Genomic DNA, 9,792 nt, shown 5'->3' with positions numbered 1-9,792 from the left:
GTAGTAGTAGTAGTAGTAAGCGAATTATGATAATTTATTAATACTTGATCATTATTATTTAACCTAATTATTCTTTTAAAATTTTAGCACCTATAATTTCCTGATTTCCATAAACCTGTATAAAATATGTTCCGCTAGATAAATGACTTAAATCAACTTCTTCACTATCCGTTAATAATTTTTTTGTTAATAAGAGTCTTCCTGGCATATCATAAATTTGGATAATAGAATTTGTTGCCCCTTCAATTATTATTTCCGAATCTGTAGGAATAGGATGTATTGATATTTCTTCAAGATTATCAATTAAATCTAGATTAGTACTTGGTGTGTTGTTAACAGTAAAGTCTACATTTACAGTAATTCCATCAATAGACCATTTATTGGTTTCAGAAGTATTTCCTGTACCTATTGAAAATGAATTTACCACGATACCTCCAGTTAAAGATTCTAAATCTAATTCATAAGTATTAGAGCGTGTATTCCCGTAGGTAATAATTAAATCTTCAAAACCTAATGATACACTATCATTGGTTGATTGTGCATTTACAATGACTATTGATTTAAAAGATACTGTAATATCATCTATATCATAAATACCTCCGTTAGCATTAAAATTTATAATCTGAATGTTATTAATATTATTTATCCATTCATAATTACTGCCTGTAAATAAATTATCGTTATTAGTAGTTCCGACTGCAAAAGATTTACTAGTAGATGTACCACCTGATTCTCCTGAAACTATTGCATTACCTGTAGAGGGTGTTAATTCAATTGAAATTTGATACGTAGCCAAACCATCTGGAGCTATTTGAGTTTCAGAAACCATTGTTGCTATACTGTCAATTCCATAATTTGTATCAGCTATAGCTTGAATTTGTACATCAGAACTAAGTATAGTTTCTGTTTCTTCTCCTAATACACTTAATACTACAACTCTTTCTCTGCTACCTGACGCATCTGAAGCTTGTATTGTAAATTCATAATCAACTACGGAGTTTTCTGTGGGTGTACCACTTAATGTCCATATACCTGGTTCTGTTTCTTCAATATTTAACCAATCTGGTTGGTCTATTAAATTAATATTTATTATTTCGTCCCCTTCTGGATCCCAAAAATCAACACCCTCAACTAAGGTTTGTGAATACGGCACTCCAAAATAAGCATCTTGTAAAATTGTGTATGATCTTGACCAATTTGGCGCCCCTGGATATTGAAACTCTTTTAAATTTTCTTCTAAAAGCTCTAACTGGTTTAGTGCATATTCTTGAAGTATTAAATTTTCTTGTGCATACCTATTTTCAAGGTTGGTTATAATGAGTGGAGTTCCCCAAGTAATTGCTCCACCATTAATTAAACCAACAGTATTCCATTCTACAAACTCTTCATCGGTTAAGCAACCAACTGCACCTGAATTCCATGAAGTTGTACTTTGTTTAGGAAAAAAATGCCCAACAACATTATCATTCCAATCTCTTGTATCTGTAGTTGCAAAAGGCAAACCATTGTGTTCATTCATATATTCGCATATACCAAAATTACGCGTATATAAACTTTCTGTTTCTACCATATCTCCTGCTCCTCCAAAAGGATGCCCAAAAGTATAATCATCAAATAGGGTTGGTGTTGTGAATGGACGATTGGCTGTGCCAACACTATTATTAAAAGATACTGCCGCATTAGGGTTTCCTTCATGTACCGCATCAGCAAATGCTTGATAAATCCGTTGATCATCAACAAGCTCTGAACTTGGATCATCACCACATTCTGTTTCCATAATATTATCGGCAGAATCAAAACACCAAGCATCAATTAAATCTCCATAACGCAACGCATATTCTTTTAAAATAAACTCTGCATAACAGAACATATATGCACGACGATCATGTTCATCATCACTATGGTATGATTGACTATTTATAAATTCTTGAACAATAGTATCTGTATCACAATAGTCTTGCCATCGTTCAGAAATATCAGGATAAGCATCTGGTATATTTTCTGGTATTCGTGCTAATAAATTATAAGAATTAACATAAATTTCTGTCTTTAATCCCGCTTCTCTAACTGCAATTAACCAATTTAAAAGTGGGTCATCAGTTGATTCTCTTGGTACTATTAAATTAATCGGGAATCCATCAGCATCCCTATCTTCTTCCCAAAGACTTTCAAGAATAGAATGTGGTGCTACATGAACAGGAGAATATATATTAGGGCTTGTTAATGGGAGTTGTATATAATCAATTGTTCTTAAATGCTCTATTTGTGTTAAAAATGGTTCAATAGAAATTCCTTCTATATTGCCATTGAAATTATTTTCAGGAAGCCATAGTAAACCTAACGAACCACGCATCCAATCTGCCCTTAAACCTTGTTCCGAATCTGTAAAATCTTGTGCTAATGAAGTATAAAATATAGATAACAAAAGAATAGTTAGTAATTTTTTTGACATGGGAATGTTTTAAAATTAAAGTAGGTTAAATGTATTCTCTTACTATTTACGAATAGTTTACGTATTTAGATCACATATTTAAACATAAACCACTATAGCTTCTTTTTTATATCTTTTATAAAAAATGCGAACATAATTATGATAAAGAAAGAAAAAGGTAACGAGGTAACAATTAGTAATCGTTGTACTGCTTGTAATACATCTATTTCTGCGTGAATATTTCCTAAGAGTACTATGGCTATAGTCGCTAACAATATAAATACAGACCAAATTAAACGGTGTGCTTTTTTAGGGTTTTTTGAACCATTATCTGTAAACATACTTAATACGAATACCGCCGAATCAACCGAAGTAATTAAAAAGCTAATTAATAAAAAAATAGAAGTAATGTTTAAAAAAGTTGCAAATGGATATTGCTGAAAAAATATAAATATAGAAGAAAATACATTTCCAAATTCATTATTATAAACTCCCCACTGCTCAATTAAACTAAAGGCTGAAGTACCAAAAACTGAAAACCAAAAAAATGTACCTATTGATGGAATTATTAAAACACCAAGTAAAAGTTGCCTTATAGTTCGTCCTTTTGATATACGAGCTATAAATATTCCTGTAAATGGAGCCCAAGCTAGCCAAAATGCCCAATAATAAAAAGTCCACCCTGTTAAAAACTCTAATCCAGGATTGTATGAACCTATTGCCAAACTCATTGGAATAAAATCTATAATATAATAAAATGTAGCTGTAGCAAACGAAACTAAAATACTTCTCATATCATTAGTAACAAATACAAGTATTAAAATAATAAATGTGACAATAATGTTTAGTTTAGAAAAAATTTTTATTCCTTTATTAACTCCTTGCCAAGCAGAATAACAAGCTATTATTGAAATTAAAACGCAAAGCAAAATAGTCGTCAGTAAGCCAAAATCACTATTAGTAATATGATTAAGTCCTCCATTAATCTGAGTAGTTCCTAAACCAACTGCCGCTATTAGCCCAAAAACAGTTGTTATTATAGTAAGAATATCTACACCACCTCTTAAAATTTTGCTCTTTAAATGATCGTCAATTGTTGCACTAATTTTAACTTTCTTTTTCTTTACATGTAAAGCGTAACCAACAATTACGGCAAAAAGCCCATAAAAAGCCCAAGCCGTAAAACCCCATTGATAAAAAGTAAATTCTAAAGCTAATATAGTTTCTGGTATACTTGATTTAAATGGTGGATTTTGTTGCATAAATACAGGCTCTTGTACTGCACGCAATAAGATACCTGAACCCATTCCAGCACTATACAACATAGCAATCCATGACCAAAGTGAATATTCTGGTTTAGTAGTTTGTTTGCCCAACTTTATAGTACCATATTTAGAAAAAGCAACGGCGAATAATCCAATGACACAACCAAAACCTAAATACAAATAAAAGTAACCAAAATAATTTCGCACCCATAATGAAGCTCTATCAATAGCATTATAACTTGTTTCTGTTGTAAAAAACACAAATAAAGTACCTGTAAACAGTATGCCTATTGAAACAACTAAAACAAAATATTTAGAAATAAACTTTAACATAGGTATGCAATTGTTTTTATGTAAAAATAGAAAATATAAGAGTCTATATTAACAATTAGAAATTTAACTTTTCCTGTTTCGCATATCAATCAAATCTAAAATGCATCTAGTCAATTAAACTTAATTACCATTCATAAATTTGATTCTCAAAAACAAACACATATGAAAATAGATAATAAAGTAATTATAATTACAGGAGCATCAAGCGGAATTGGTAAAGCAACAGCACATAAATTGGCTGAAAATGGAGCTAAAGTAGCTCTTATGGCTCGTAGTGAAGATGACTTAAATGATTTAAAAACTGAAATAGAAAAAAACAACGGTAAAGCATTAGTAGTTGTTGGTGATGTAACTAAAAGTGAAGATTTTGAAAGTGTCGTCTCTAAAACTAAAGAAGAATTTGGCGCCGTAAATGGTTTGATTAATAATGCAGGTTTAATGCCACTTTCGTTTGTTGAAAAACTTAAAACAGATGAATGGAATAAAATGGTTGACGTGAATATTAAAGGAGTATTAAACGGTGTTGCGGCAGTCTTACCTGAATTAAAAGCTAATAAAGGTGGTAATATTATCAATATTTCTTCAATGGCAGCACACCGCTATTTCCCTGGTGGAGCAGTGTATTGTGCAACAAAGGCGGCTGTAAAAATGTTTTCAGAAGGTTTACGTCAAGAGTTAGCTCCTAAATACGGAATTAATATTACTTCAATTGAACCTGGTGCTGTAGCTACAAATCTTACCAGTACAATTACCGATGAAGATGTGAAGGAACAAATGGAAAAAATGTTTGAAATGGAAGCGCTTGAAGCGGAAGACATTGCAAATGCCATTTATTATGCGTTGACTCAACCAAATAGAGTAAACATTAATGATGTTTATATCGTACCAAGTGAGCAACAATAATCTTAAAATTTAAAATAATAATATTATGAGTACTACAACAAAACAAAATACTTTCAAAACTATAAATCCAACTACAGGAAAAGAAATAAGTTCTTATGAATATATGACGGATAGTCAAGTTGAAGAGACTATTCAAAAATCGCAAGAAGCATTTTTAAAATGGAAAACAAAAACGGTTGAAGAGCGTGCAAAAGTAATTGCTGCAATTGGTGAAGAACTGCAGAATTATAAGAAAGAATTAGCTGCGTTAATGACTGATGAAATGGGTAAACTCTTAAAACAGAGTAACCAAGAAGTTGATATATGTTCGGGGATTTGTAAATACACAGCAGAAAATGCGCCTAAAGAATTAAAAAATGAAGAACGTACTTTATTAAATGGTGGTAAGGGTGTAATCACCTATTCACCGATGGGAATTATCTACGGTATCCAACCTTGGAATTATCCTTCATACCAAGTAATACGTTATACCATAGCAAACTTAATTGCTGGAAATAGTATTTTATTAAAACACGCTTCTAATGTAACAGGTACTGCAAAATTACTAAAAGATATTTTTGATACTGCAGGTTTGCCAAGCGGATTATTCTCTGTTTTAGTTATTGAACACGAACAATCTAATGCAATTATAAATCATAAACTAGTACGCGGAGTTACATTAACAGGTAGTCCTGTTGCAGGCGAAAAAATTGCCGAAAAAGCAGGTAAGGCTCTTAAAAAAACAGTTCTAGAATTGGGTAGTAATGATGCTTATTTAATACTTGATGATGCTGATATAGATTTGGCTGTAGAGAAAAGTATAACGGGCCGAATTTATAATAATGGTGAAACATGTATTGCAGCAAAACGTTTTGTAGCCACTGAAGACGTCTATGACGAATTTGAAGAAAAGTTTGTTAAAGCAATGAAAGCTTTAAAATTAGGTGACCCTAAATTAGATGAAACAGAATTAGGCCCAATGGCTCGTGAAGATTTGCGAGATAAAATACATGAACAAGTACAAGAAAGTGTAGAAAAAGGTGCCAAGATTTTATGTGGTGGTGAAAAAACTAATAGAGAAGGCTTTTTCTATCCTGCCACTGTTTTAGCTAACGTAACAGAAGGGCAACCTGCATACGATGATGAGTTATTTGGACCAGTCGCATCATTAATAAAAGCTAAAGACAATGAAGATGCTATGCGCATTGCTAATGATAGCCGTTTTGGACTTGGTGGTGGTATATTCTCTAAAGATGAAAAGAAAGCCATTGAATTAGCCGAACAACATTTTGATACAGGAATGGTGTTTATAAATTCATTTGGTACAGCAGAACCTATGATGCCATTCGGTGGTGTTAAAGATTCTGGATATGGTAGAGAACATGGTGGTTTTGGAATGAAGGAGTTCGTTAATGTAAAATCAATTATGAGAATTAAAGATTAATTTGCCATTTAAATTCATAATCTCAAAAGCATCCTTAATTAATTTAAGGGTGCTTTTGTTTTTAACAAGAAAACACTAATAAAATAGATTAATTTTCTCCAATACTTTTTTAAAGTATCTTAGTGCAAATATTTTATTGTACTACAACAACATATTAAATCTATGAAAACGAAGCTTTTAGTAAAATTATTATTTCTAATATTCTTTATTAATTTCAGTATGAATTCTTGTAAAGAAAAAAAGAGCACAACAGAAAATTCTTCTGAGACTGAAGTAACAACGGAATACAAATGCCCTATGGATTGTGAAAATGGTAAAATTTACAACAAACCTGGAATTTGTCCTGCATGTAAAATGGATTTAGCACTTGTTATAGATAATGACACTATTACCTGTGATTTTCATACAGATGGAAACTGTAAGTGTGAAGGTGATAAATGTGCTTGCGCTAATTGTAAAGAACATAGCAAAATGGTTACATGTGAAGCCCATAAGAACGGTAAATGTAAATGCGAAGGTGATGAATGTGATTGTGCTAATTGCAATGAACATTTATAAATTCTCAAATTAAGAGTAAAAAAACACTTAAAAAGTATAACTAAGTTTTAATAAACTACTTCTTGGTAAAACAGGTACAACAATAAAACTTCCATCAGGGTTTTCTGTTATATAATCACTTGTAACCCCATTAGCACTTGCGCCAAAACTATTCGCACCAAAAAAGTTTGTAAGTCCTTCAGAATTAAAAATGTTGTCTACCAATAAATTTGCTTTCAAGTAATTTGTTATTTGGTAACCAACTCCTGCTTTAAATGTACTGTAAGGGGCTAATTGAAATGCATTAGCTACATTACCTTCACGTTCTCCCATAAATTGCCATTTATAAAATAGAGATAGTTTATTTTTTTGATATTCGGCACTTAGGTTGAACATTATTTTAGGGTTATATGCTAAAGTATTTTTAGAATAATCTGTAATAGAATCATCAGAAGTATCAGCTGAACCTGCTGCATCATAAACAGTCCATTTTGAAGCTTTAGGGTTTTGTAATACTCCATCAAATTTTATCAAAAAATTGTTGAACGGAGCATAAATACTCTCCCATTCTACCCCTAATGTTTTTGAAGTATTGAACTGATATGGTGTATAAAATACACTATTTGAATCTTCATCAAATTCAAAATTAGTAGACCTTATATTTTCTAATTGACTCCAAAAAACGGTACTTGTAAATGAAAAATTAGTACCACTATATTTAAACCCTAATTCTGCTTGAGTTATCTTCTGAATTTCGCCTTTTTGATTAATTGGAACGTTTGTAAAATTATTGTAATAATAGTCTAATTCAGGAGCTTTATTACCTCTTGAAAAGCGACCAAATACAGCTGTATTATTATTCATTTTATAGTTCGCACCAGCTGAATAAGATATATAATTATACGTAAAATTAAATTCATCTTGCTCACCAGTTGGCACTAAAACTCCATTATCATATGCTGTAGCTTCATCTCCATCAAAACCACCATCTTGCGAAAGTGTCTCATAACGATCTTTACTTCCTTTATGATTTATATTTTCGGTACGTACACCTAAATCTAAATACCATTTATCAGCAATTTTCCATCGGTCATTTAAAAAAGTAGCTACTTGACTAACTTTAGCTCTTGCATTTTCAAAAAATAATCCTCCATAATTACTTAATCCATTATCATCTGATAATGCAATTACTGGTGACCCTGAATTTTCAAGGGTTACACTTAACATTCTCGGACTAGGTTCATAAGTTGTAAACCCAAAAGTACCTTGTGTAAAAATTGAATTATCAGAAAAACCTAAATCAAAACCAAGAGTAATATCATGTTTCTCTAATTGTTTTCTCAAAATAAACTGATTCATAAACTCATCAGCTTTACTTTTTTTGTACCAAGCTGAAGTTCCCATTATTCCATCATTAGGTAAAGTACCATCTGTTAAATAAGTTGCTTCACCACCAGTAAGAATACCAGTATTATCTACACGAGCTACTTCTTCACCAGTTACAGCATCAGTAAAAACAACTTCTCCAACTGGGAAACCTGCTCCACTAATAAAATACGCTAAAGGATTGTCTAATGACACATAAGCATTACTAATTGATGTTTGCCAATTTGCATCTTTTAATGAAACCTTAAGGTTATTTTTAAGTGTCCAATTATTTCCTAATTCGTATAAAAAATCAACTCCAAAAGCTAAATCTTCTGCATGAACACCTTGTGATGGATCAAAACTATTTGTAGCTCCAGATGTTATATTTGAAACATCAGGAATTGCTCCATTAAAACTTGGCATTAATAAAGAGGTTGATCCAAAATCTTGACCAAATGCTGCTGTCGGGTTATCCCAATTCGTGGCCGCAACACCTGTCCACCTATTTGTTTTATCATTTAAAATTTTACCGTAGAATTTTAAATAACCTTTATCAAGTTTTTTAATCAAATTAAATTTAAATTGCCCTCCTTTTCCAAAGGTAAAATTTGTGTTACGAGCGCCTTCATCATAGCGATAATGGCCACCGGCATTTATATACCAATTATTACCAATTGCACCACCTACTCTAGTATCTATACGGTATAATCCATTTTGGTCACCTTGTAAACCACCAGATAATTGTACTTCTCCTTCAAATTCATTTGAAATTCCGTGAGAAATAAAATTATAGATACCTCCAGGAGCATTCATGGCTGTAATTGAAGCACTTCCGCCACGTAAAGCTTCTACTTTTTGAGTAGAAATATCTGCTCTATAAAAAATATCAGGACTAATGTAAGAATGTTGCGTTAAGCTTACTGGTAAACCGTCTTCTTGTAATGAAATATAATACCAACCTAAATCATCTTCTGCTGAAGCTGAAATTCCACGAGTGTATACTTTTGTAAATACTTCACCTGCAGCAGCATCAACAAAAGTACCTGAGATGTTCTGTAGTAAGCTTGCAGTACCTTTTGGATAAATTGTTTGTAGTTTTTTAGAATTTAAAACACTTACTGATGTACTAGATTCTAGTTGAGTTCTAGGATCAAAAGTACCTGTTACTATAACATTTTGTAAATCTAAATAATCAGACTCTAAAACAAATGATTGCTTAATACCTTCGTCTAAAAAATTGATTTTTGTTTGTAAAGTTTTATACCCTAAATGACTAATACTAACTTCATAAATTCCTGAAGGAATTTCTGTTATTTTAAAATTGCCATCCCAATCTGTAATTGCGTAAAAATTTTTATCATTTAACACAACTGAAGCATCAACTATTGGTTTTCCGTTTCTATCATTAATCTTACCACTAAACGAAGCTTGAGAAAAAATTGTAGATGAATAAAATAAAATAAGCAGAAAAAAAGCATATTTTTTAAATAAAGACATAATAATTGGTGCTATTTTAGTTTAGTTTGATGCAA

General features: G+C 31.5%; 6 protein-coding genes. 3 read left to right on the top strand and 3 right to left on the bottom strand.

All coding sequences use genetic code 11. The features are described from left to right. Nucleotides 1–67 precede the first annotated feature (67 nt). Both KO500_RS07620 and KO500_RS07615 read right to left on the bottom strand, forming a co-directional pair. On the bottom strand, nucleotides 68–2,452 hold the full coding sequence (locus tag KO500_RS07620; protein ID WP_215955926.1) for a T9SS type A sorting domain-containing protein: 2,385 nt from the start codon (nucleotides 2,450–2,452) through the stop codon (nucleotides 68–70). Nucleotides 2,453–2,544: 92 nt separating this feature from the next. Continuing rightward, nucleotides 2,545–4,029: a BCCT family transporter gene (locus KO500_RS07615; protein WP_215955925.1), complete on the bottom strand. Its 1,485-nt coding sequence runs from the start codon at nucleotides 4,027–4,029 to the stop codon at nucleotides 2,545–2,547. Between the two features lie 162 nt (nucleotides 4,030–4,191). Here KO500_RS07615 and KO500_RS07610 point away from each other — a divergent pair, with 162 nt between their 5' ends. From KO500_RS07610 to KO500_RS07600, 3 genes are all read left to right on the top strand, one after another. Then, on the top strand, nucleotides 4,192–4,932 hold the full coding sequence (locus tag KO500_RS07610) for an SDR family oxidoreductase (RefSeq protein ID WP_215955924.1): 741 nt from the start codon (nucleotides 4,192–4,194) through the stop codon (nucleotides 4,930–4,932). 25 nt (nucleotides 4,933–4,957) lie between these two features. Beyond that, entirely contained in the window at nucleotides 4,958–6,355 is a 1,398-nt protein-coding gene (locus KO500_RS07605; RefSeq protein WP_215955923.1) for an NAD-dependent succinate-semialdehyde dehydrogenase, read from the top strand. A 219-nt stretch (nucleotides 6,356–6,574) separates the two neighbouring features. Continuing rightward, nucleotides 6,575–6,913, top strand: a complete 339-nt coding sequence (locus KO500_RS07600) for a heavy metal-binding domain-containing protein (RefSeq protein ID WP_215955922.1) — start codon at nucleotides 6,575–6,577, stop codon at nucleotides 6,911–6,913. A gap of 27 nt (nucleotides 6,914–6,940) precedes the next feature. Here KO500_RS07600 and KO500_RS07595 read toward each other — a convergent pair whose 3' ends face one another. Beyond that, the gene (locus tag KO500_RS07595; RefSeq protein ID WP_215955921.1) at nucleotides 6,941–9,757 is read right to left on the bottom strand and encodes a TonB-dependent receptor; all 2,817 of its coding nucleotides are present in this window, start codon (nucleotides 9,755–9,757) and stop codon (nucleotides 6,941–6,943) included. Between the last annotated feature and the right edge of the window lie 35 nt (nucleotides 9,758–9,792).

The sequence above is a fragment of the Cellulophaga baltica genome (assembly GCF_018861125.1).
Taxonomy (GTDB): domain Bacteria; phylum Bacteroidota; class Bacteroidia; order Flavobacteriales; family Flavobacteriaceae; genus Cellulophaga; species Cellulophaga baltica_A.
Note: the sequence above shows the minus strand (reverse complement) of the source record. Positions and strands in the feature narration are given on the sequence as shown.